The 20,305-nt window shown below is 66.0% G+C and carries 20 protein-coding genes and 1 tRNA gene; 12 read left to right on the forward strand and 9 right to left on the reverse strand.

Features of this window, described 5'->3' with window-relative positions:
• Positions 1 to 22 precede the first annotated feature (22 nt).
• Entirely contained in the window at positions 23 to 2,152 is a 2,130-nt protein-coding gene (locus tag GM910_RS04320; protein WP_159586293.1) for a sodium-translocating pyrophosphatase, read from the forward strand.
• Between the two features lie 58 nt (positions 2,153 to 2,210).
• Here GM910_RS04320 and GM910_RS04325 read toward each other — a convergent pair whose 3' ends face one another.
• Complete coding sequence (locus GM910_RS04325) at positions 2,211 to 2,732, reverse strand: outer membrane protein assembly factor BamE (RefSeq protein WP_159586294.1); 522 nt, start codon at positions 2,730 to 2,732, stop codon at positions 2,211 to 2,213.
• A gap of 150 nt (positions 2,733 to 2,882) precedes the next feature.
• Here GM910_RS04325 and GM910_RS04330 point away from each other — a divergent pair, with 150 nt between their 5' ends.
• From GM910_RS04330 to GM910_RS04360, 7 genes are all read left to right on the forward strand, one after another.
• Positions 2,883 to 3,440: a ubiquinol-cytochrome C chaperone family protein gene (locus GM910_RS04330; protein ID WP_159586295.1), complete on the forward strand. Its 558-nt coding sequence runs from the start codon at positions 2,883 to 2,885 to the stop codon at positions 3,438 to 3,440.
• Positions 3,433 to 3,990: a YceD family protein gene (locus tag GM910_RS04335; RefSeq protein WP_159586296.1), complete on the forward strand. Its 558-nt coding sequence runs from the start codon at positions 3,433 to 3,435 to the stop codon at positions 3,988 to 3,990. Before GM910_RS04330 ends, GM910_RS04335 begins: the two co-directional genes overlap by 8 nt.
• A gap of 107 nt (positions 3,991 to 4,097) precedes the next feature.
• On the forward strand, positions 4,098 to 5,153 hold the full coding sequence (gene plsX / locus GM910_RS04340) for a phosphate acyltransferase PlsX (RefSeq protein WP_159586297.1): 1,056 nt from the start codon (positions 4,098 to 4,100) through the stop codon (positions 5,151 to 5,153).
• A 9-nt stretch (positions 5,154 to 5,162) separates the two neighbouring features.
• Positions 5,163 to 6,134 (forward strand): beta-ketoacyl-ACP synthase III, encoded by a 972-nt coding sequence (locus GM910_RS04345; protein ID WP_159586298.1) that lies wholly within the window; start codon positions 5,163 to 5,165, stop codon positions 6,132 to 6,134.
• 255 nt (positions 6,135 to 6,389) lie between these two features.
• Positions 6,390 to 6,713, forward strand: coding sequence for an integration host factor subunit alpha (locus tag GM910_RS04350; RefSeq protein WP_159586299.1), 324 nt, complete (start codon positions 6,390 to 6,392; stop codon positions 6,711 to 6,713).
• A gap of 137 nt (positions 6,714 to 6,850) precedes the next feature.
• The gene (locus GM910_RS04355) at positions 6,851 to 7,219 is read left to right on the forward strand and encodes a VOC family protein (RefSeq protein WP_159586300.1); all 369 of its coding nucleotides are present in this window, start codon (positions 6,851 to 6,853) and stop codon (positions 7,217 to 7,219) included.
• Positions 7,220 to 7,325: 106 nt separating this feature from the next.
• The gene (locus GM910_RS04360; protein ID WP_159586301.1) at positions 7,326 to 7,844 is read left to right on the forward strand and encodes a MerR family transcriptional regulator; all 519 of its coding nucleotides are present in this window, start codon (positions 7,326 to 7,328) and stop codon (positions 7,842 to 7,844) included.
• Between the two features lie 85 nt (positions 7,845 to 7,929).
• Here GM910_RS04360 and GM910_RS04365 read toward each other — a convergent pair whose 3' ends face one another.
• The gene (locus tag GM910_RS04365; RefSeq protein WP_159586302.1) at positions 7,930 to 8,076 is read right to left on the reverse strand and encodes a hypothetical protein; all 147 of its coding nucleotides are present in this window, start codon (positions 8,074 to 8,076) and stop codon (positions 7,930 to 7,932) included.
• A 515-nt stretch (positions 8,077 to 8,591) separates the two neighbouring features.
• Between GM910_RS04365 and GM910_RS04370 the strand changes: the two genes are divergently transcribed.
• Positions 8,592 to 8,668: transfer RNA gene (locus GM910_RS04370), tRNA-Pro, on the forward strand.
• Here GM910_RS04370 and GM910_RS04375 read toward each other — a convergent pair.
• The 4 genes from GM910_RS04375 to GM910_RS04390 form a co-directional block, all read right to left on the reverse strand.
• Positions 8,631 to 9,947, reverse strand: coding sequence for an O-antigen ligase family protein (locus GM910_RS04375; RefSeq protein ID WP_159586303.1), 1,317 nt, complete (start codon positions 9,945 to 9,947; stop codon positions 8,631 to 8,633). The genes GM910_RS04370 and GM910_RS04375 overlap by 38 nt on opposite strands.
• Complete coding sequence (locus GM910_RS04380) at positions 9,944 to 11,476, reverse strand: undecaprenyl-phosphate glucose phosphotransferase (protein WP_159586304.1); 1,533 nt, start codon at positions 11,474 to 11,476, stop codon at positions 9,944 to 9,946. The genes GM910_RS04375 and GM910_RS04380 overlap by 4 nt, the downstream gene beginning before the upstream one ends.
• Positions 11,477 to 11,592: 116 nt before the next feature.
• Positions 11,593 to 12,723, reverse strand: coding sequence for a glycosyltransferase family 4 protein (locus tag GM910_RS04385; RefSeq protein WP_159586305.1), 1,131 nt, complete (start codon positions 12,721 to 12,723; stop codon positions 11,593 to 11,595).
• Between the two features lie 22 nt (positions 12,724 to 12,745).
• Complete coding sequence (locus GM910_RS04390; protein ID WP_159586306.1) at positions 12,746 to 13,309, reverse strand: polysaccharide biosynthesis/export family protein; 564 nt, start codon at positions 13,307 to 13,309, stop codon at positions 12,746 to 12,748.
• Positions 13,310 to 13,510: 201 nt separating this feature from the next.
• On the opposite strand from GM910_RS04390, the gene GM910_RS04395 reads away from it, so the two are divergent.
• Positions 13,511 to 15,613 carry a GumC family protein gene (locus GM910_RS04395; protein ID WP_159586307.1) on the forward strand — a complete coding sequence of 701 codons (2,103 nt, stop codon included), beginning with the start codon at positions 13,511 to 13,513 and terminating at the stop codon, positions 15,611 to 15,613.
• Positions 15,614 to 16,172: 559 nt separating this feature from the next.
• The gene (locus tag GM910_RS04400; protein ID WP_159586308.1) at positions 16,173 to 16,484 is read left to right on the forward strand and encodes a putative quinol monooxygenase; all 312 of its coding nucleotides are present in this window, start codon (positions 16,173 to 16,175) and stop codon (positions 16,482 to 16,484) included.
• 6 nt (positions 16,485 to 16,490) lie between these two features.
• Here the strand turns inward: GM910_RS04400 and GM910_RS04405 are convergent, their stop codons facing one another.
• Both GM910_RS04405 and GM910_RS04410 read right to left on the reverse strand, forming a co-directional pair.
• Positions 16,491 to 17,681 carry a GNAT family N-acetyltransferase gene (locus tag GM910_RS04405; RefSeq protein ID WP_159586309.1) on the reverse strand — a complete coding sequence of 397 codons (1,191 nt, stop codon included), beginning with the start codon at positions 17,679 to 17,681 and terminating at the stop codon, positions 16,491 to 16,493.
• A gap of 76 nt (positions 17,682 to 17,757) precedes the next feature.
• Entirely contained in the window at positions 17,758 to 17,976 is a 219-nt protein-coding gene (locus GM910_RS04410) for a DUF2842 domain-containing protein (RefSeq protein ID WP_159586310.1), read from the reverse strand.
• 162 nt (positions 17,977 to 18,138) lie between these two features.
• Here GM910_RS04410 and GM910_RS04415 point away from each other — a divergent pair, with 162 nt between their 5' ends.
• The gene (locus GM910_RS04415; RefSeq protein WP_159586311.1) at positions 18,139 to 19,221 is read left to right on the forward strand and encodes a COX15/CtaA family protein; all 1,083 of its coding nucleotides are present in this window, start codon (positions 18,139 to 18,141) and stop codon (positions 19,219 to 19,221) included.
• Positions 19,222 to 19,323: 102 nt separating this feature from the next.
• Here the strand turns inward: GM910_RS04415 and argC are convergent, their stop codons facing one another.
• Positions 19,324 to 20,253, reverse strand: coding sequence for an N-acetyl-gamma-glutamyl-phosphate reductase (gene argC, locus GM910_RS04420; RefSeq protein ID WP_159586312.1), 930 nt, complete (start codon positions 20,251 to 20,253; stop codon positions 19,324 to 19,326).
• Positions 20,254 to 20,305: the final 52 nt, after the last annotated feature.

Raw genomic sequence — 20,305 nt, forward strand, 5'->3', positions numbered from 1 at the left:
AAATCAGAGGGATTGATTGGCAATGACCATGCTTTACGTCGTCATCGCCTGCGGCCTGCTTTCTGTCCTTTACGCCATCTGGGCGACGCAATCGGTCCTTGCGGCCGATCAGGGCAATGCGCGCATGCAGGAAATCGCCGGTGCCATTCGGGAGGGTGCACAGGCCTATCTTACGCGTCAGTACACGACCATCGCCATCGTCGGCGTCGTCGTCTTTGCGATCGCCTGGTGGCTTCTGACCGCCGCCGCAGCCTTCGGCTTTCTGATCGGCGCGGTGCTTTCGGGCACGGCGGGCTTCATCGGCATGCATGTTTCCGTGCGCGCCAATGTGCGCACCGCGCAGGCGGCTTCATCGAGCCTGGCCGCCGGCCTCGACATCGCCTTCAAGTCCGGCGCCATCACCGGCCTTCTGGTTGCCGGCCTGGCGCTGCTCGGCGTGTCGGTCTATTTCTGGGCGCTGACGGGCCCGATGGGCTACGGGCCGACCGATCGCACGGTCATCGACGCGCTGGTGGCGCTCGGCTTCGGCGCCTCGCTGATTTCCATCTTCGCGCGCCTTGGCGGCGGCATCTTCACCAAGGGCGCGGATGTCGGCGGCGACCTCGTCGGCAAGGTGGAAGCCGGCATTCCCGAGGACGATCCGCGCAATCCCGCGACGATCGCCGACAATGTGGGCGACAATGTCGGCGACTGCGCCGGCATGGCGGCCGACCTCTTCGAGACCTACGTGGTGACGGTCGTCGCCACCATGGTGCTGGCCTCGATCTTCTTTACCGGCGCGACGGCGTTGACGCTGATGCTGTTCCCGCTGGTCATCGGCGCGGCGTGCGTGGTGACCTCGATCGCCGGTACGTTCTTCGTCAAGCTCGGCTCCAACAACTCCATCATGGGCGCGCTCTATAAGGGCTTCCTGGCCACGGCCCTCCTTTCCGTGGTGGCGCTGGCGCTGATCGTCTGGCTCTGGCTCGGCGGCTCGACCGAGTTCGAGGCCGGCGGCGCTTCCTTCACGGGGGCGAGCCTGTTCTTCTGCGGCGTGGCCGGTCTTGTGGTGACCGGCCTCATCATCTGGATCACCGAATATTATACCGGCGTCGGCTTCCGCCCCGTGCGCTCCATCGCCCAGGCCTCGGTCACCGGCCATGGCACCAACGTCATCCAGGGCCTCGCCGTCTCGCTGGAGGCGACGGCGCTGCCGGCGCTGGTCATCATCGCCGGCATCCTGGTGAGCTACACGCTCGCCGGCCTGTTCGGCATCGCCATCGCCGTCACCACGATGCTGGCGCTCGCCGGTATGGTCGTGGCGCTCGACGCCTTCGGCCCGGTCACCGACAACGCCGGCGGCATCGCCGAGATGGCGGATCTGCCGGCAGAGGTGCGCCAGACGACGGATGCGCTCGACGCCGTCGGCAACACCACCAAGGCGGTGACCAAGGGCTATGCCATCGGCTCGGCCGGCCTCGGCGCGCTGGTGCTGTTCGCGGCCTATACGGAGGACCTGAAGTTCTTCGCCGCCAATGCGGAGCCGGGCTCCTTCTTCGAGGGCGTGATGGTCGATTTCGCGCTGTCCAACCCCTATGTGGTCGTCGGCCTCCTGTTCGGCGGTCTCTTGCCCTTCCTGTTCGGCGGCCTGTCGATGACCGCCGTCGGCCGCGCCGCCGGCTCCATCGTCGAGGAGGTGCGCCGCCAGTTCCGCGAGAAGCCGGGCATCATGCAGGGCAAGGAGAAGCCGGACTACAGCCGCGCGGTCGACCTTCTGACCAAGGCGGCGATCAAGGAGATGATCGTCCCCTCGCTCCTGCCGGTGCTCTCGCCGCTCGTCGTCTTCGCCGTGATCTACCTGATCGGCGGCAAGAACGAGGCCTTCGCCTCCGTCGGCGCCATGCTTCTGGGCGTCATCGCAACGGGCCTCTTCGTCGCCATCTCCATGACCGCCGGCGGCGGCGCCTGGGACAACGCCAAGAAGTCCTTCGAGGACGGCTTCGTCGACAAGGACGGCGTGAAGCACGAGAAGGGCTCGGAGGCGCACAAGGCCTCCGTCACCGGCGACACGGTGGGCGATCCCTACAAGGACACCGCCGGACCGGCCGTGAACCCGATGATCAAGATCACCAACATCATCGCGCTTCTGCTTCTGGCCGTGCTGGCGCATTGAAGTAGGCGGAAAACGATAAGAGGCCGGCGGGGAGGGATCCTCGCCGGCCTTTGCGTCTTTAGGGAAATGTCGGCGCCCCCAGCGGGTTGGAGGGCGGGCCGCCGCGGGCGACGCCGGCGATCATCTGGGTGAGGAAGTTCTGGTCCTTGCCGCCGGTCGGCGTGGTGCGCGAGACGAAGTCGAACAGCTTGCCGTCCTGCATGCCGTAGTGCGCAACCTGCGTGACGCGCTGGTCGTCGCCGAAATAGACGGCCAGCACCTGCTGGTCGACAAGTTTCGGCCTCATGAAGGCGGCGCCGCGCACGCGCTTCTGCGAGATGTAATAAAAGACCTCGTTGTCGAAGGTCGCCGTCGTCGACGGCGTGCCGAGCGCCAAGAGCACCTGCTCGCGGCTGGAGCCCACCGGCACCAGCTCCAGCGCCTGCTCGTCGATGACGTAGCCCTGGGTGAACGTCTCGCGTGCATTCAGCGTCGAGGCGGCGTTGCATCCCGAAAGCGCCAGCGCGGTGCCGCCGAGGGCGGCGGCGAGGACGTACCGACAGGCATGGTTGGTCTTGATTTTCCGCACCTGCAACGACATCTCCCTTGAACGATTGCACCGGATCGGCCCGGTCGTCACCTTGCACGCGACGGCAAAACCGGTAAACCAGCTTGCGCGCCGATGCAACCGGACCTCGCGGCGGGCCCGGTGCGATATGCGATCCGAACCAGCCTGAAGGAGGGCAACCCCATGTTCCAGTGGCTTTCCGGCGCGCGCCGGCGCAGCCGCCGCCTTGTCGTGGACGCTCTCTACGGGGAAATCGTGGCAGCGGCGCGGCGGCCGCAGCTTTATTCCGACTGGCGGGCGCCGGACACGCCGCTCGGCCGCTTCGAGATGATGGCCCTGCATTTTTTCCTGCTTCTGCACCGCTTGCGCGGCAAGGAGGGCGCGTTGAAGGAGATCGCGCAGGAGTTGACGGATCATTTCTTCCTGGAAGTGGACCATTCGCTGCGCGAACTGGGCGTCGGCGATCTCGGCGTGCCGAAGCGGATAAAGAAGCTTGCCCGCATGTTCTACGGCCGGTTGTCGGCCTATGGCGCCGCCGTGGACGCCGGCGACGAGACGGCCCTTGCCGCCGCCCTTAGGCGGAACATTGCGCCCGACCGCGCGGTATGGATTGAGGCGGACGCCCTTGCCGCCTATACGCTGGATGCCCATGAAGCGCTTCAGGCGCTTTCGGACGAGGATCTGCGCGCCGGCAGGCTGCGCTTCGCGCCCCTGCCGCAGGAAGGGATGGACAATGGCTGATCCGCTTCGCACGCAAAGCCCGGTCTCCTACCCGCTTCAGGTCAACCGGCTGCCGCAGAAGGGAACGACGGTGACGATCGAGGCCGATGCGGCGCAGCGCGCCGCTCTTGCCCATGCTCACGATCTGCTCTCGGTCCAGCGCTTTTATGCCGAGCTTGGCGTGCGGCCCTGGAAAGGCGACGGCGTGCGTGTGACGGGCCGTGTCGAGGCCGACATCACGCAGGCTTGCGTGGTGACGCTGGAGCCGCTGATCGCGCGAATCGACGAGGAGATCGCAGCACTTTTCGTGCCCGACGGCTCGCGGCTCGCCCGCGCCGACCACGAGAGCGGCGAAATCCTCGTCGAAGCGGAGGGTGAGGATCTGCCTGAAGCCTTCACCGGCGACAGGATCGACCTCGGCGCGCTCGCGGAGGAGTTTTTCGCCCTCGGCATCGACCCTTACCCCAGGAAGAGCACCGCCACGCTGGACCTTCCGGCCGAGGAGGAAGGAAAGGAGGAGGGATCCGGCCCCCTCCATGAAGGGCTCAAGAAGCTGCGTGAAAAGGGTTGAGTTTGCACGGAAACCTGCGGAATCGAGGTTGTGCCGCCGTGCAAAAACGCTATTTTCGCCGCACTTCGCGAAGGGCCCGTTCGCTCAACAACCGAGGCATATAACGCGTGATACGCATTTCGATTGACGCCATGGGCGGAGACCACGGCCCTGAGGTCACACTTCCAAGCCTCCTCCGGGTCGCCGAGCGCCGGCCGGATGCGCGTTTTGTGATCTTCGGTCATGAGGACGCGGTCCGCCCGGTGCTCGACGGACTGCCGCGGCTCAAGGACATCAGCGAATTCGTGCATTGCGACGTGGCCGTGCGCATGGACGACAAGCCGAGCCAGGCCTTGCGCCAGGGGCGCTGGAAATCCTCCATGTGGAAGGCCATCGAGGCGGTCAAGGCAGGTGACGCCGACGCCTGCATCTCGGCCGGCAATACCGGCGCGCTGATGGCCATGTCGAAATTCTGCCTGCGCACCATGGCCGACATCGAGCGCCCGGCCATCGCCGCCATCTGGCCGACGATCCGTGGCGAGAGCATCGTGCTCGACGTCGGCGCCACCATCGGTGCCGATGCGCAGCAACTCGTCGATTTCGCCATTCTCGGCGCGGCGATGGCCAACGCGCTGTTCGATATCGAGCGGCCGACGGTGGGTCTGCTCAATGTCGGAGTGGAGGAGATCAAGGGCCAGGAAGAGGTCCGGGAGGCCGGCCGCATGCTGCGGGAGGCGGCGCTCGACACCATGCAGTACCAGGGTTTCGTCGAGGGCGACGACATCGGCAAGGGCACGGTCGACGTGGTGGTCACCGAGGGCTTTTCCGGCAATATCGCGCTGAAATCGGCCGAGGGCACGGCACGCCAGATCGCCGAATATCTGCGCGAGGCCATGAGTCGCACCCTTCTGGCGCGCATCGGCTATATATTGGCACGTGGCGCCTTTGAGCGCCTGCGTGAGAAGATGGACGTGCGCAAGATCAACGGCGGGGTGTTCCTCGGGCTGAAGGGCATCGTCGTCAAAAGCCATGGCGGTGCCGACGAGGAGGGCTTTGCCGCCGCCGTGGAACTGGGCTATGAGATGGTGAAGAGCGGCGTCTTCGACAGGACGCGCACCACTCTCGACCTTTTCCATGCCCGCAAGCCCGCCGGAATGGCAGGCCAGATGGCTTCCAACGCGTAGGATAGAATGATGATCAGGTCCGCCGTGCGCGGCGTCGGCTCAGCGTTGCCGCGCCGCATCATGACCAACAAGGAGTTCGAGGAGTTGGTGGACACCTCGGACGAGTGGATCGTCCAGAGGACGGGCATCCGCCAGCGCCACGTCGCCTCCGACGACGAGACCACCGCCTCGCTGGGCGAGGCTGCCGCCCGTCACGCCCTGGAAAACGCCGGACTGGAGCCGGCCGATATCGACCTCATCATCCTGGCGACCTCTACCCCCAACAACACCTTCCCCGCCACCGCGGTCGATATCCAGGCCAGGCTCGGCATCCATCACGGCTATGCCTTCGACATGCAGGCGGTGTGCAGCGGCTTCGTCTACGCCATCACCACCGCCGACCTCTACATTCGCGGCGGGCTTGCCAAGCGCGCGCTGGTCATCGGCTCGGAGACCTTTTCGCGCATCCTCGACTGGAGCGACCGCACCACCTGCGTCCTGTTCGGCGACGGCGCGGGCGCGGTGGTCCTGGAAGCGGTGGAAGGCGAGGGGACCATCGCCGACCGCGGCGTTCTCGCATCTTCGCTGCGCTCCGACGGCGCGCAGAAGGACAAGCTCTATGTCGACGGCGGCCCGTCGACCACCGGCACGGTGGGCCATCTGCGCATGCAGGGCCGCGAGGTCTTCAAGCACGCGGTCGGCATGATCACCGACGTGATCGAGGATGTTTTCGCCAAGGCCGGCGTGACGGCGGACGACCTCGACTGGTTCGTGCCGCACCAGGCCAACAAGCGCATCATCGACGCCTCGGCGAGAAAACTCGACATCGCCGAGGAGAAGGTTATCATCACCGTCGACCTGCACGGCAACACCTCGGCCGCCTCCGTTCCCCTGGCGCTCGCCCACGGAGTGGCGGAAGGCAAGATCAAGCGCGGCGACCTGGTGCTTCTGGAGGCGATGGGCGGGGGGTTCACCTGGGGCGCGGTGCTTTTGCGCTGGTGAACGCTCTTGAGCATTTGCAGCCGGGTGGAAACATCTAGTGGGGCGATTTGTCCTGACAGATGAGTGCGATCTGTCAGGATCGCACCACTAGTGTCGCAAAAATGCTGCAAAAACAAATAAAAGGAGCGAATGCGGGCGCATCCCGCTCTTAGCCCTAAGACTAGCCTCTCCGGTTCTTGACCTTTGCAGGCCAATTTTTGTAACGTCCGTGGCGTCGCTTTGTATTTTCAATAGTTTCGAAGGGTTGGTTGGCCGATGGGGGGAAAGACAATCACACGCGCCGACCTCGCGGAAGCCGTCTACCGAAAGGTGGGGTTGTCGCGCACCGAATCGGCCCAGATCGTCGAGATGGTCCTGCAGGAGGTCTGCGACGCGGTGGTGCGTGGGGAGACGGTGAAGCTGTCTTCCTTTGCCACCTTCCAGGTGCGCCAGAAGAACGAGCGCATCGGCCGCAACCCCAAGACCGGCGAGGAAGTGCCGATCCTGCCGCGCCGGGTGATGACCTTCAAGGCCTCCAACGTGCTCAAGAACCGTATCCTGCGCGCACACCAGGAGCGCAAGGCGCGCAAGGCGGGTTAGCTCGCAGGTAAATTGCCAGCCAGACTGCGCGCGCTTTTCCCGTGCTCTTCAAATGCAACGGCAATGCTGGGGCTGGCCCATTCGATGTTGCGTCTATAGGTTCGGCCTTATGGAACCCATTTTTCTCGGGGGACGTGATGGCAGTGCGCGGGATCGGGTTTGTGGGCATGCGAAGCGACCGGCTCGATGAGACGGTGCGGCTGTTTCGCGACGTGATCGGAGTTCCGGTCACGCGGCAAGCTGGCGATCTCGTGGGATTCAGGCTTTCCGATGGAACCGTGTTGGAGCTTTACGGTCCCGGCGACGCGTTTCACGCCTTCTTCAAGACCGGACCGGTTGTCGGGTTCCGGGTGGATGATTTCGATGCGACACGCCAGGCGATGATCGCAGCAGGGGTTGGCTTCATCGGTGATGTTCAACATGCCGATGGCGAAAGCTGGCAACATTTCCACAGCCCGGACGGCACGATTGCGGAAATCATCGGCCCTGGAGCGCCGCCGGCATAGCGGTAGCCTTCTGCCGTGATATGCTCGCTGTTCCTCGCAGGCCTTGTCAGGAAGCGCGCCAGCCTGTTGAAATGGCGGGCGTCGAGTCGCAGGAGGTGAAGAACGGATGGACAAGAGCCCCGACGCTTTCCGCACCATCAGCGAGGTGGCGGAGGAACTCGACCTTCCCCAGCATGTGCTGCGCTTCTGGGAGACGCGCTTCTCGCAGATCAAGCCGATGAAGCGCGGCGGCGGGCGCCGCTATTACCGGCCGCAGGATGTCGAGCTCATCAAGGGCATCCGCCACATGCTCTACGACCAGGGCTACACCATCAAGGGCGTGCAGAAGCTCCTGCGCGAGAACGGCAACCAGTTCGTCGTCGCCATCGGCCGCGGCGACATGGCCGCCGTCGAGGCCATCACCCAGCAGAAGCTCGCCGAGGCGAAGGAGAAGGGCGCCGACGACGAGATGCTCGTCGGCAAGCCGAAGGCCAAGCCGAGCCGCCGTTTCTTCGGCATGGGGATGGAGGAGGACGGGCCGGTTTCCGCCGACGACGGGCGGCTTTCGCGCGACAATCGTGCGCTCCTGCAGGAGACGCTGTTCGACCTCCTGGAGTGCAAGCGCCTGCTCGACCAGGTGCGTTAGAGCGCCGCGCCCATCTGGGGCGAGGCACCGGCGGTCCAAGAAAAAGGGGCGCCGAAGCGCCCCTTCTCGACTACCCTGCGACTGCTTACTGCGTCGGCTCGGCCGGCTCTTCCGGGGTCGTGGTCATCTGATCCGTAGCCGCGTCGCCCTCGGGCGCTGTGCCGCCACTGTCGCAGGCGGCAAGGGCGAAAAGAGCCACGGCCGACGCCATGGAAAGCAGTATCTTCAGCATTGGTTGTTCCTCATTGGTTGTCCGGCCGGCGATGGCGGCGCGTTTCTCTTGGGGGAGATCGCCACTTCCATCCATACCGGCGGCGGTGAAGGCCTCCTCCGTCACATCCGGAACCACCCTTGCAGCTCCTCGAACGTAACCGTTCCGCTCTGGTCGATATCGACAGAACCGAGCGCTGCAAGAAGATGTTTCATCAGGATGGCCCTCCACCTGTTGACGGCAGACCGATACGATTACCTGCCGCTTCCACCCCCGCGCAAAGACGGTAGAAGGGAAAGTGAGGGGGAAATTCGGCCGAGAATCCTCTAATTTATTTTTATAAGTAATCATTTGTTTCAGTGGGAAATAATCTATTCCTCGTGAGTGCTTGCGATCAGGGAATAAAAATCGCCGTAATATTCATTTGAGTGGTTGAACGAGAGCCTTCCAAACGCCTGTGGCCGCCTGCTTTTGTTCCAGGGAACGGATTTTGCCCTTGCGTCGGCAGCCCGGAGAATATAGGGCTTTGCGCGGTTCGGAGCGTAGCGCAGCCCGGTAGCGCACTTGACTGGGGGTCAAGGGGTCGTGGGTTCGAATCCCGCCGCTCCGACCATTTTCAGCCGGGGTTTTTCTTCATTCACCGCTGCGGACAGGGGCTTGCCGAGACCTGCCTGCCGCCGCTGCTCCAGCGCCATCATCCCCCACAGCATGCCGAGCATCAGGTAGAAATGCCGCCAGTGGTCCGTGTCGATCACACTGCCCAGCGCGATGTGGCCGATGAAGACGATGTAGGTGCACAGAAGATAGGGCTGCCATTGCCGCGCCCGGAAGAGCATGCGGAATGCGGCGGCCACGGTCCACGCGATGAGGGTGAGGTAGGCGGCGAAGCCGAGCCAGGAGTAGGCAAGCAGCGCCTTCAGCCAGATATTGTGCGTGTCCTCGCCGTATATCCGGCCGAACTCGAGCGGACCGATGCCGAGCGGACGCTCGGTTGCGAGGAGAAAGCCGATGGCATGGCGGGCGAAACGGCCGAGGCGGCCGCTATCGTAGTCCTGGACCAGTTGTGCGCGTTGAGCGAAGAGATCCGCCACGGCCGGTATCTGCAGCGCCACCAGGAGCCCGACGACGGTCAGCACCACGGCGGCGATGCACATGGCGGTGATCCTCAGCCTTATGAGCCCACGCTGGTTGTGGATGAAGAGGGCGAGGGTGAGCATGACGGCGGAGAACAGGAACAGGCCCCATGCGCCGCGCGAGAAGGAGAGGAAGAGGCCGAGCGCGACGATGAGGAAGGGCGGGAGCGAAAGGAATGCGGCGCCGGCACGACCGGTCATCATGCGGTGAAGCAGGTAGATCGCCGGCAGGGTGAGAAACGGGCCGAAGACGTTCGGATCCTCGAAGACGCCGGCCGCCCGCCCGTAGCGCGTGAACATCTCGGCCCCCGGAAGGGCCTGGAAGTAGCCGAGGATGCCGGCGAAGGCCGTCACCACCGCCGCCGCCACCCAGGCGCCGAAGATGACATCGAGGAGGCCCGGCTGCGCCTCGACAATCGCGGCGAAGAAGACCGCGGTGAAGGCGAGGAACAGCGAGACGGCGAGGTAAAGCGGGATGTCGCCGATATCGGCGAGCTGGCTCATGGAGATGAAGCCGCCGATGTTGAACAGGACAAGGAGCACCAGAAGCGGCACCGCGTGGCGCGAGATGCGCAGCCCGAAAACGGCCCACACCGCGATCAGCCCGGCCATGTAGAGCTCGTAAGGCGCCGGCTCGCGCAGCACGAAGCCAGACAGGAAAACGCCGAGCGCGACGGCGCCGGCGCGGATGAGCGCGATCAGCCGCGCGTTTGCCGCCGCACGAAGGCTGCTGTCGCCGCTGTGGACGAGTGCGTTCAATAGGCGTTTTCCGTGTCGAGAAGGCGGATCGGCGTCAGGAACAGGATCCTGAGGTCGAACAGAAGCGACCAGTTCTCGATGTAGTGGAGGTCGTACTCGGTGCGCTTCCTGATCTTTTCTTCCGTATCGAGCTCGCCGCGCCAGCCGTTGATCTGCGCCCAGCCCGTCACGCCGGGCTTCACCCGGTGGCGGGCGAAATAGCCGTCCACCACCTCGTCGAACAGACGATTATGCGCCTCGGCCGCCACCGCATGCGGGCGCGGGCCGACGAGCGAAAGGCTGCCGAAGAGCGCGTTGAAGAACTGCGGCAGCTCGTCGATGGAGGTCCTGCGGATGAAGCGGCCGACGCGGGTCACGCGCGGGTCGCCCTTCGTCACCGCCTTCCTTGCCGTCGGGTCGCACTGGTCGGCATACATGGAGCGGAACTTGTAGACCTCGATCTCCTCGTTGTTGAAGCCGTGCCGCCTCTGCTTGAAGAGGACGGGGCCCTTGCTGTCGAGCTTGATGGCGATGGCCGTCGCCAGCATCACCGGCGAGAAGACGGCGATGCCGATGAGGCTGAAGACGATGTCGAAGGCGCGCTTGGCGACCTTGTCCCAGTCGTTGATCGGGCGGTCGAAGATGTCCAGCATCGGCACCGAGCCGATGTAGGAATAGGCGCGCGGGCGGAAGTGCAGGTGGTTCGAGTGCGCCGACAGCCGGATGTCGATGGGCAGCACCCACAGCTGGCGCAGCATCGCTAGGACACGCGCCTCCGCGGTGATCGGCAGCGACACGATCATCATGTCGATGCGGGCGATGCGGGCGAACTCGATCAATTCGGCCACCGTGCCGAGCTTCGGGTAGCCGGCGACGACGGGCGGCGAGCGCGAGTCGTCGCGGTCGTCGAAGATGCCGCAGATGCGGATGTCGTTATAGGGCTGCTGCTCGATGGCGCGGATGAGGGTCTCGGCGTTCTTGCCGCCGCCGACGATGACGGCACGGCGCTCGATACGCCCGTTGCGCGCCCAGCGGCGGAAGAGGTGCGCGGCCGCCAGCCGCAGGACGATGATGATGATGAGCCCGCTGACATACCAGGTGCCGAGCCAGAAGCGCGAGAACTCCGAGGAGATCTTCAGGAAGAACAGCGCCACGGTCAGAAGCGCGAAGGTGCCCGACCAGATGATGAAGATGCGCCCGGCCTGGGAAAGCGGGCTGCGCAATGCCGACAGCTGGTAGCAGTCGGACACCTCCATGAGCAAGACGGCCACAAGAGCCACGCCGACGATGATGAGCGGATACTGCACGAACAGATGCGTCGTCAGCCCCACATGGCCGGCATAGAGCTGCAGACCGGCAAGGAGGAGCACGGCGAATTCGATCAGCCGCATCACGCCGCTCACCATGACCGGGGACAAGGTGTCCTGGCGGTATTGCTGCGCTACCTGCCTCGCCACGGGGCCGAGATTCGGCTTCTGCCGCTGGCGCGGCCCTTCCGCCTGGCCGCGCGCGCCGTTCCTGTAGCGGTGGATGGGGTCGATGTTGTTCATGGGGCATAACAACCGGTTTATAGGCGGATAGCACCAAGGGCCCTAAGATTCCCTTGATGCGCTTCGCTGTTGTTGAAGGATCGGAGGATTGGCTTGCGGGGTCGGGGACTTATCCCTCAGCGCCCGAGCGTCTCGCGGTAGATCGCCTCGATCCTGCCGGTCATGACGTCGACGCCGAAGCGGGCCTTCAGTTCCTCGCGCGACGGCATCTTGCAGCGGTAGGCCGCCTCGTCGGCGAGCACGGCTGTCATCTTCGCGGCGAGCGCGGCGGTGGCGGGGGCACACAGGGCGGGTGAACCTTCCCCCAAGATTTCCGGAATGCCGCCGACGGCGGTGGCGATGAGGGGTTTGCCCGCCGCCAGCGCCTCCAGGACGATATAGGGCATCGCCTCCGCCCGCGACGGGACAACCATGGTGCGGCCGAGCGCGAAGGCCTGGCGCACCGGCATCGCCGGGCGGAAGGTGATCCTTGTTGAAAAGCCGAGCGCGTCCGCCTGGGCGGCATACCTGTCGCGCCCGTCGCCATCCCCCACCATCACGGCCGAAAGCGTCCGCCCGGTCTGCTCTTCCGCCGTCTTGAGCGCATCGATGAAGAGGTCCGGCCCCTTCAGATCGCGCATCATGCCGATATAGACGAAGTCCGCCGCCTGCGGCGCGTCGACGACCGGCGCGAACTCCCCGGCGCGCAAGCCGTTGTAGACGAGGCTCGTCGGCGCGCGCGGACCGCCGATCTTTTGCTTATAGGCGCGCCGCTCGTAATCCGAGACGAACAGGATGTGGTCGGTCAGCCGCTCCATGAGCGCCTCGAGCGCGAAGAAGAAGCGGCCTACCGGCGTCTCGGCGTCGTAGTGCAGGCTGCCGCCATGGGGCGAATAGAGGCGGGCGACCGGGCGGCGGCTGACGCGCATCGCGGTGCCGAAAAGCCGTGCATAGGCGCCGCCCTTGGCGCCGTGCCCGTGCAGGACGTCCGGCCGCAAGCGCCGGACGATCCTCAGCGACCGCAAGGCCGCGCCGAGATCGCCGGGTCCGATGTGGCGCTGTATCGGCGTGCGGGTGACGCCGAGCGCCAGGATATCCTGGATCTCGGCGAAGAGCCGATCCTCGAAAGCGCCGCCGGTGGTGGAATCGCAGACGATGCCGACCTCGTGGCCGGCGGCGACCTGCGCCTCGCACAAATCCCGCACATGGCGGAAGATGCCGCCGACCGGCGAGCGGAAGCAATGGACGATGCGCAGGCCGTGGGTCACCGGACGCCAGACGCCGACACGGTCAGAACAGTCTTTCGCGCACGTAGACCGTGTCGCCGGGAAGCAGCGGATCGGACGTGACGACGCTGCCGGTCAGGATCTCGCCGTTGATCTGGCGGGTGACGTCCACCAACGCCTGGTTGGCGCGCGGGGTGAAGCCGCCGGCCGCCGCGACGGCCTTCTGGACGGTCATGCCGGGCACGTAGGAATACTGCCCGGGAGCGCCCACTTCGCCCATGATGAAGATCGGCCGGTAGCGGTCGACCTCCACCGTCACATCGGGATCGCGCAGGTAGCCCTGGCGCAGCTTCTGCGCGACCTGCTGCTCGATCTGGTTGGCCGTAAAGCCGCGCGCCGGCACGGAGCCGACCAGCGGGAAGGCGATGTAGCCCGCCTGGTCGACGCTGTAGGTGTTGGAGAGGTTCTGCTGGTCGAAGACCGTGATGCGCAGCCGGTCGCCCGCGTCCATCACATAGGGCTGGTAGAGCGCCTCGTGAAAGGCCGGCGGGGCAGGGCGGTAGCCCGAGCAGCCCGCAACGGCAACGCTCGCTGCAAGCCCGAGGAGGAATGAAGTCGGATGTTTCATGGCCGGATACACACTTCTCTGCCGGAGCCCCCGATGCGCCAGAGCTTCATGACCTGCCCGGTTATTGGCTCATCAGGGTTAATGCAGGGTTAAGCGCCCGGTTATGGGTGGCTTGGGGCGGCACGGGGGGGCGTGCGCGATTAACCCCCTGGTTACCATGTGGGTTTACCTTCACGCCGGAAGACTCCGGAGTGCGGCGCAATGACCAGCGGTGGGAAGATGGCTAACGACGTGGACGTCGACCTCGGCCATTTGTTCGCGAGCCTTAGGCGCAAATGGTGGCGCATCGCCTTCTTCGCGTTTGCTATTACGGCGATCGCCTTCATGCTCGCGGCGATGGCCACTCCGCACTACCGCGCCGAGACGAGGGTGCTCATCGAGGTTGGCGAATCGGTCTACACGCGCCCGCAGGCGGCCGATACCGGCGAGCGGGCGTCGTTGGACGCAGAGAGCGTGGCCAGCCAGGTCGAGGTCATAGCCTCCACCCAGATTCTGACGCAGGTGGCACGGGAGCTCGATCTTGCCAGCCGCGAGGAGTTCGAGGCGGACGGGCAGTCGCTCCTCGACCGGGTGCTTGTCATCATCGGTCTTAAAAGAGATGCCGGCGCCATCCCGCCGGAGGAGCGGGTGCTCGATACCTTCCGTGAGAAACTCGAAGTCTACCGCGTCGAAAATTCCCGCGTCATCGTCATCCGCTTTTCCTCGGAGGATCCGGAACTGGCGGCGCGTGTGCCCAATGCCATCGCCGACGCCTATGTGGCGAGCCAGCGCGCGGCGAAGGCGGAGTCCAACGAGAACGCCACGGAATGGCTGGAGCCGGAGATCGCCGACTTGGGCGACCGCGTAAAGGAGGCGGAGGCGCGGGTTGCCGAGTTCCGCGCCCGGTCGGACCTTTTGATCGGCCAGAACAACACGGTGCTCGCCACGCAGCAACTGTCCGAATTATCGAGCGAACTGTCGCGGGTGCGCGCCAACCGCTCGGCGGCCGAAGCCAGGGGCCAGACGGTACGCGCCGCCATAGAGCAGGGCGCGGCGCTGGAGACAGTCCCGGAGGTGCTGGCCTCCAACCTCATACAGCGGCTGCGCGAGCGGCAGGTGGAGCTCAGGGCGCAGATCGCCGACTTGTCGACGTCGCTTCTGGACAACCACCCGCATATCAAGGCGCTGCAGTCCCAGCTTGCCGATCTCGACGCGCAGATCCGCATCGAGGCGCGCAAGGTGCTGGAGGGGCTGGAGCAGGAGGCTGAAATGGCACGCCTGCGCGAGCGCGAGCTGACCGCCGATCTCAACACGCTGAAGGCCGAATCGGCCCGCGCCGACGAGGAGCAGGTGGAACTGCGTGCGCTGGAGCGCGAGGCCGCCGCCCAGCGCCAGCTTCTGGAATCCTATCTTACGCGCTACCGCGAGGCGGCCGCCCGCGGCGACCGCAACTATCTGCCGGTGGATGCACGCATCTTCTCGCGCGCCATCACGCCCTCCGAGCCCTACTTCCCGAAGATCCTGCCCATCACCCTTGCCGCCTTCGCCGGTTCTCTCCTCCTGATGGGTATCGTGGTCTTGCTGCAGGAGCTCTTCAGCGGCCGCGCCCTGCGCCCGGCCACCGGCGACATCGAGCCGGTGCCCCAGGTGCGGATGCCTGCCACGGCCGAAGACGTGCCGCCCGCTCCGCCCGCACCGCCCGCGCCGGCCGCGCCGGCCATCGGCAGCCTCGGCGAGGTGAACGTCGAGGCCGCCGCCGAGGCACTGATCTCGACCGGCGTGGCGCGTGCCATCTTCATCTCGCCCGAGGGCGACGAGGCCGCCGCGACGGCCGTTCTCGTGGCGCGCGAGGTGGCCGACGCGGGGCTGCGCGTCCTCCTCCTGGACCTGACGGCCTCCGGCGCCGTTTCACGGCCGACACTGGAAAGCAAGATCTATCCCGGCATCACCAATCTCCTGGCGGCCGAGGCCCAGTTCGCCGATGTCATCCATGCCGACCTTTATTCGGCCTGCCACGTCATTCCCATCGGCACGGCCGAACCCGACCGCGCCATGCGCGGCATCGACCGCCTTCCCATCATCATGAACTCGCTGACCACCGCCTACGACCTGGTGGTGGCCGAGTGCGGCGCCGCCGATGCCCCGGCGATCGAGCGCCTCATGGACGACGACACCCGGGTGCTGGTGAGCGTTCTCGACCCGAAGGAAGAGAGCGTCGTCGCCGCGGCATCGGAGTTGCAGGAAGAGGGCTTCGGCACGCCGCTTCTGGTGACGCCGGCAGGCTACATTTCCCCGGCCGCCCCTCCCGGCCGCGACGTGGCCTGACCGCCGGAGCGGGCAGGGCTATTATCGCAATCTTTGTTCGGCTTCGCCGGAACCCCACCCTCAATCCCTCCCCTCAGGGGCTCAGGGGCTCAGGGGCTACAGCATTCACACATCTTGCCAGAGCCAACGCTGGTGAAGACGTGCCAAGGGAGATGAAGGGCGCCCATTCCTCGCCCCCACGGAGTGGGGGAGAGGTGGATCGGCCGAAGGCCGAGACGGTGAGGGGGCCGGCTCGGGGGCGCCATTTGCGCGGTGTTGCCCACGGCCGGTGCCTTGTCGGATCGAGGCGGGAGCTGATGGAAGAGGCGGCGCCTTCGCCCCCTCACCGACCCCGCTACACGGGGCCACCTCTCCCCCACATTCGTGGGGGCGAGGAGTTGCCGGCCGCAACGCCGGCGCCTTCCCACCCTCGATGTGTGAATCCTATAGCCCTTGAGGGGGGATTGAGGGTGGGGGTCAAACAGACTGAACGAAAGCCATATGCGATAGCCCTGCCGTAGCGGGCGGCCGCGTCTTCGGTTAGCTTCGGGGCCGGTTCACCGTTTCGAGGAGCGAGGGCATGATCGTCGAATATATCCGTTATGTCTTGAAGGACCACTCGGCCGAGGAACTGCGCACGGCCTACGAGAAGGCGGGAGCCCATTTGCGCGCCGCGCCGGAATGCCTCGGCTATGAGCTTTCCCAGTGCGACGAGGATGCCTCGAACGTCACGCTTCGCATCCTCTGGACATCGGCGGAAGCGCATATGAAGGGCTTTCGCACCGGCCCCAATTTCCCGCCCTTTCTGGCGCTCATCCGCCCGTTCATCGGCGAGATCGCCGAAATGCGCCACTACACGCCGACGGATGTCGCGTGGGATCGGCGTGTCTAGATCGGATCAGTCGGACCGCCCGCGCGCGATCCTGCGCAGCCGTCGGACCAGGCTTGCCGCCGCGGGGTCGTTCTTGACCATGCGTTTCAGCCGCACGAGTGCGCGGTAGCCCACCGCAAGCAGCTTTCCCTTGAGAGTGAGGCCGGCGAAGACGTCCGCGTGGCTGGTTTCCATGCCGCACCAAAGCCGCTTGTAGGGCTCGTCGCCGACGCTGAGGTCGTAGACCGCCAGGCCCTCCGCACAGGCGGCCTGGATGTTCTCGTAGAAGAGGAACTCGCCGGGGCTGAAACTGACGAGCTCGTCCTGGGCGAAGGTGCTGAACTCGCAGATGATGCTGTCGCTGGTACGGCTGGAGCCGGTAACGGCGCGCAGGATTCCGCCCACCTCCAGCCCATGCAGAACGAAGGGCGGCGCCTCTTGGCCAAGGGCCGCCCGGAAAAGGGTGCGCCAGCGTGTCCGCACCTCGGGCGCGGCGAAGACGTCGGCTATTCCCAATTCGGCAAAGCGCGCGTGCTTCAGCGTGAAGAACCTGTCGAGCAAGGCGTCGACCTCCTCCACGTTACGCGCTTCAAGGCGGCGGTAGCCTCCCGCCGCCTCGAACTTGCGGGCGTGAGCGCGGTGCTTCTTGCTCTTGCGTTTGCCGCTGGTCTGGAGCATCGCGTCGAGGCCACCGGAAAGATCGGCGGCGAGCGCGATGTTGGGGCTCATGGTGTGGGGAAGGGCGAGCGTCGGGTTCGGCAGGCCTTCGAAGGTCTTCCTCTGCCGCTCAAGCGACAGCATGTCGATATCGGGCCGGGCCTCGCGGATTGCCGTCACGAGCGCCGTCATGGCAGCGTCCGCGGTATCGAAAGCGGGACCCACCGCCGGAAAGTTGCCGTTGGCATGCGTTCCGCCGGCAAAACGCGCGACGCGGAACGGGCCCTTGCGCCCGATCTCAAGGGCCAGCGCCATTGCCGGCCGCCCGTTCCGTTCGAGAAGGGCGATCAGCCCGTCCTCACCGGTGCCCTCAAGCCACGCGGCCGCCCACATCGGGCTCTGGGTGGGCGAATGGACGGTGTCCGCGCAGAAGGCGGCGTAGGCTTCGAGCGCCGCCCCGTCTGCAGGCAATATGCGCGCCGAGAAGGCCGAGCGCGCGGCGGCGGCGGGCCGTTCGGCGTGCGGCGTTTCCTGCTTGGAAAAGGATGCGGCGTCCACCATGACGAAGCCTGATTTTGCGTATTTTCCCGTACCTTACCGGCAAAAGATGAATCAAAGCTCGACGGGAGGAGGAACGTCAGTCGGCCGGGCGCCGCGGCTTTCCTTCCATCCATTTGACCAGAAGCATGGCCGGCAGAACCCACAGAAGCCCCGTCACCAGATAATAGATCAGGTGCACCAGCGCGCTCTTGTCGGCGAGCTGCGCGACGGCGACCGCCGTGGAGACGATGGCATAGACGACGACCAGCGCCACCAGCGCTACCATGCCGACGAATTTCCTCAGGCGTGTGGGCATCGCGAAATCCTCTCGGGCGCTGCATAGCGCAATACGCGGCCGCCCGACAGGCCAATATTGCCGCAGCGGGAGGCTCGGCGCGACCGCATGTCGCCGCGGGCAGGCTTGCAAGCCGGGCGGCTTTGCGGCACCTACCTTTTGGATTTCCGATTGGACAACGAGATGGCAGCCACCACGGATCTGCGCGCTCCCGCCGCGAGCGCCGCCAGCGAACGCCGTAATCGGCTCTGGGTGCGCGTGTGGCTCTACGCCGTGGTTTTGACGCTGTTCGCGCTGGTGCTGGTCGGCGGGGCGACGCGGCTGACCGAGTCCGGCCTGTCGATCACCGAATGGAAACCCGTCCACGGCGTCATACCGCCGCTCAGCGAGGCCGAGTGGGCGGAAGAGTTTGCGAAATACCGGCAGATTCCCCAGTACGAGGAGATCAACCGGGGCATGAGCCTCCACGAATTCAAGGTGATCTTCTGGTGGGAGTGGGCGCACCGGTTCCTGGCGCGCGGCGTCGGCTTCGTCTTCGCCCTGCCGCTCGCCTTCTTCTGGCTGACGGGTCGGCTGGAGGGCCATTTGAAGCCGAAGCTCCTCGGCATCCTGGCGCTCGGCGGCCTGCAGGGCGCCATCGGCTGGTGGATGGTGGCGTCCGGCCTTGTCGAGCGGAGCGACGTCAGCCAGTACCGGCTCGCCACGCACCTCGTCATCGCCTGCATCATCTTTGTCGCCACCATGGCCGTGGCGCGCGGGCTGGCGCCGCACAGCGCCGGGCCTGCTCATGATGGAACGCGACGCTTCGCCGGGTGGCTGGTGGCCGCCGTTCTGGCGCAGATCTATCTCGGCGGGCTGGTCGCCGGGCTCAACGCCGGCATGACCTACAACACCTGGCCGCTGATGGACGGCGCGCTGGTGCCGGGGGGGCTTTTCGTCCAGGCGCCGGCCTGGATCAACCTGTTCGAGAACCCGAAGACGGTGCAGTTCCTCCACCGCCTCGGCGCCTATGCGCTCGTGGCGCTCGTCCTCTGGCACGCCGTTGCCGCCTGGCGCGCCGACCGAGGGTCGACGCATGCACGGCGGGCAGTCGTCCTCGTCCTCTTCGTCCTCGCCCAGGCGGCCATCGGCATCGCCACGCTGCTCATGGTCGCACCGCTCGGCTGGGCGCTCGCCCACCAGGGCGCGGCGCTCATCGTGCTGGGATTTGCGGCGGCGCACTGGCGCGCCGCGAAGGGCGCCTATCCGCTGCCTAAAGCCGGATGAAATTTTGGCCAGGGTCAGCCAACGCGCGTCATCCCGGACAGCCTCCGCCCTGCGGGCTACGGCTTCCGGGATGACGCGCGTTGGATGCCGCGGCGTGATGCGTCAGGTGGTCCTCAGCATCAGATCCAGGTTCTGCACCGCCGCCCCCGACGCGCCCTTGCCGAGGTTGTCGTAGATGGCGAGGAGCAGCGCCTGGGCGCGCGCGTCGTTGGCGAAGACGTGGAGCCGCATGGTGTTGGTGCCGTTGAAGCGCTCGGGCTCGATCTCGGCGGAGCGCTCGATTGCCGCCAGGGGGGCGACCTCGACGGCGCTCTCCTCGAGGCCCGCGTAGTGGTCGGCTATCGCCGCATGAAGCTCCTCGCCCTTCGGCACGCGGTCGAGATGGCCGAGCTGCAGGGGCACGGCGGCGACCATGCCTTGCGCGAAATTGCCGACCGCCGGCTGCATCAGCGGGTCGCGCGAGAGCTTTGCATAGGCGCGCAGCTCCGGCAGGTGCTTGTGGTTGAGGCCGAGCGCGTAGGGCAGGAACTCCGGCGCGTCCTCGCCCTTGGCCTCGTAGTCCTCGATCATCGACCGTCCGCCGCCCGAATAGCCGGAGATGCCGTTGACCGTGACGGGGAAATCCGCGGGCAGCAGGCCGGCGGTCACGAGCGGGCGCAGGAGGGCGATCGGCCCCTGCGGCCAGCAGCCCGGGTTGGCGACGCGCCTGGCCTGCATGATGGCCTTCGCCTGGTCGCGGTCCATCTCGGGAAAGCCGTAGGCCCAGCCCCCGGCGACGCGGTGGGCGGTGGAGGCGTCGATCACCCGTGTCGTGTCGTTCTCGATGAGGGAGACGCTCTCGCGCGCCGCCTCGTCCGGCAGGCAGAGGATGGCGATGTCGGCGGCGTTCAGATACTCCGCGCGCGCCGCCTTGTCCTTGCGCCGCTCCACGGGCACGGAGATCAGTTCGATGTCGCCGCGCGCGGCGAGCCGCGTGCGGATCTGCAGGCCCGTGGTGCCATGTTCGCCGTCGATGAAGATTTTTGCCGTCATGGGTTCGCGTCCGAAAAAGAGTCCGGTTTCAAATGGTTGAAGCGCCGTCCGG

The organism is Chelativorans xinjiangensis, assembly GCF_009812055.1.
Lineage (GTDB): Bacteria > Pseudomonadota > Alphaproteobacteria > Rhizobiales > Rhizobiaceae > Chelativorans > Chelativorans xinjiangense.

Excerpts from the sequence above, each read along its gene's own strand:
- GM910_RS04320 (WP_159586293.1), top strand. The coding sequence starts at position 23 with ATGACCATGCTTTACGTCGTCATCGCCTGCGGCCTGCTTTCTGTCCTT.
- GM910_RS04325 (WP_159586294.1), bottom strand. The coding sequence starts at position 2,732 with ATGTCGTTGCAGGTGCGGAAAATCAAGACCAACCATGCCTGTCGGTAC.
- GM910_RS04330 (WP_159586295.1), top strand. The coding sequence starts at position 2,883 with ATGTTCCAGTGGCTTTCCGGCGCGCGCCGGCGCAGCCGCCGCCTTGTC.
- GM910_RS04335 (WP_159586296.1), top strand. The coding sequence starts at position 3,433 with ATGGCTGATCCGCTTCGCACGCAAAGCCCGGTCTCCTACCCGCTTCAG.
- GM910_RS04345 (WP_159586298.1), top strand. The coding sequence starts at position 5,163 with ATGATCAGGTCCGCCGTGCGCGGCGTCGGCTCAGCGTTGCCGCGCCGC.
- GM910_RS04350 (WP_159586299.1), top strand. The coding sequence starts at position 6,390 with ATGGGGGGAAAGACAATCACACGCGCCGACCTCGCGGAAGCCGTCTAC.
- GM910_RS04355 (WP_159586300.1), top strand. The coding sequence starts at position 6,851 with ATGGCAGTGCGCGGGATCGGGTTTGTGGGCATGCGAAGCGACCGGCTC.
- GM910_RS04360 (WP_159586301.1), top strand. The coding sequence starts at position 7,326 with ATGGACAAGAGCCCCGACGCTTTCCGCACCATCAGCGAGGTGGCGGAG.
- GM910_RS04365 (WP_159586302.1), bottom strand. The coding sequence starts at position 8,076 with ATGCTGAAGATACTGCTTTCCATGGCGTCGGCCGTGGCTCTTTTCGCC.
- GM910_RS04380 (WP_159586304.1), bottom strand. The coding sequence starts at position 11,476 with ATGAACAACATCGACCCCATCCACCGCTACAGGAACGGCGCGCGCGGC.
- GM910_RS04390 (WP_159586306.1), bottom strand. The coding sequence starts at position 13,309 with ATGAAACATCCGACTTCATTCCTCCTCGGGCTTGCAGCGAGCGTTGCC.
- GM910_RS04395 (WP_159586307.1), top strand. The coding sequence starts at position 13,511 with ATGACCAGCGGTGGGAAGATGGCTAACGACGTGGACGTCGACCTCGGC.
- GM910_RS04400 (WP_159586308.1), top strand. The coding sequence starts at position 16,173 with ATGATCGTCGAATATATCCGTTATGTCTTGAAGGACCACTCGGCCGAG.
- GM910_RS04405 (WP_159586309.1), bottom strand. The coding sequence starts at position 17,681 with ATGGTGGACGCCGCATCCTTTTCCAAGCAGGAAACGCCGCACGCCGAA.
- GM910_RS04410 (WP_159586310.1), bottom strand. The coding sequence starts at position 17,976 with ATGCCCACACGCCTGAGGAAATTCGTCGGCATGGTAGCGCTGGTGGCG.
- GM910_RS04415 (WP_159586311.1), top strand. The coding sequence starts at position 18,139 with ATGGCAGCCACCACGGATCTGCGCGCTCCCGCCGCGAGCGCCGCCAGC.
- argC (WP_159586312.1), bottom strand. The coding sequence starts at position 20,253 with ATGACGGCAAAAATCTTCATCGACGGCGAACATGGCACCACGGGCCTG.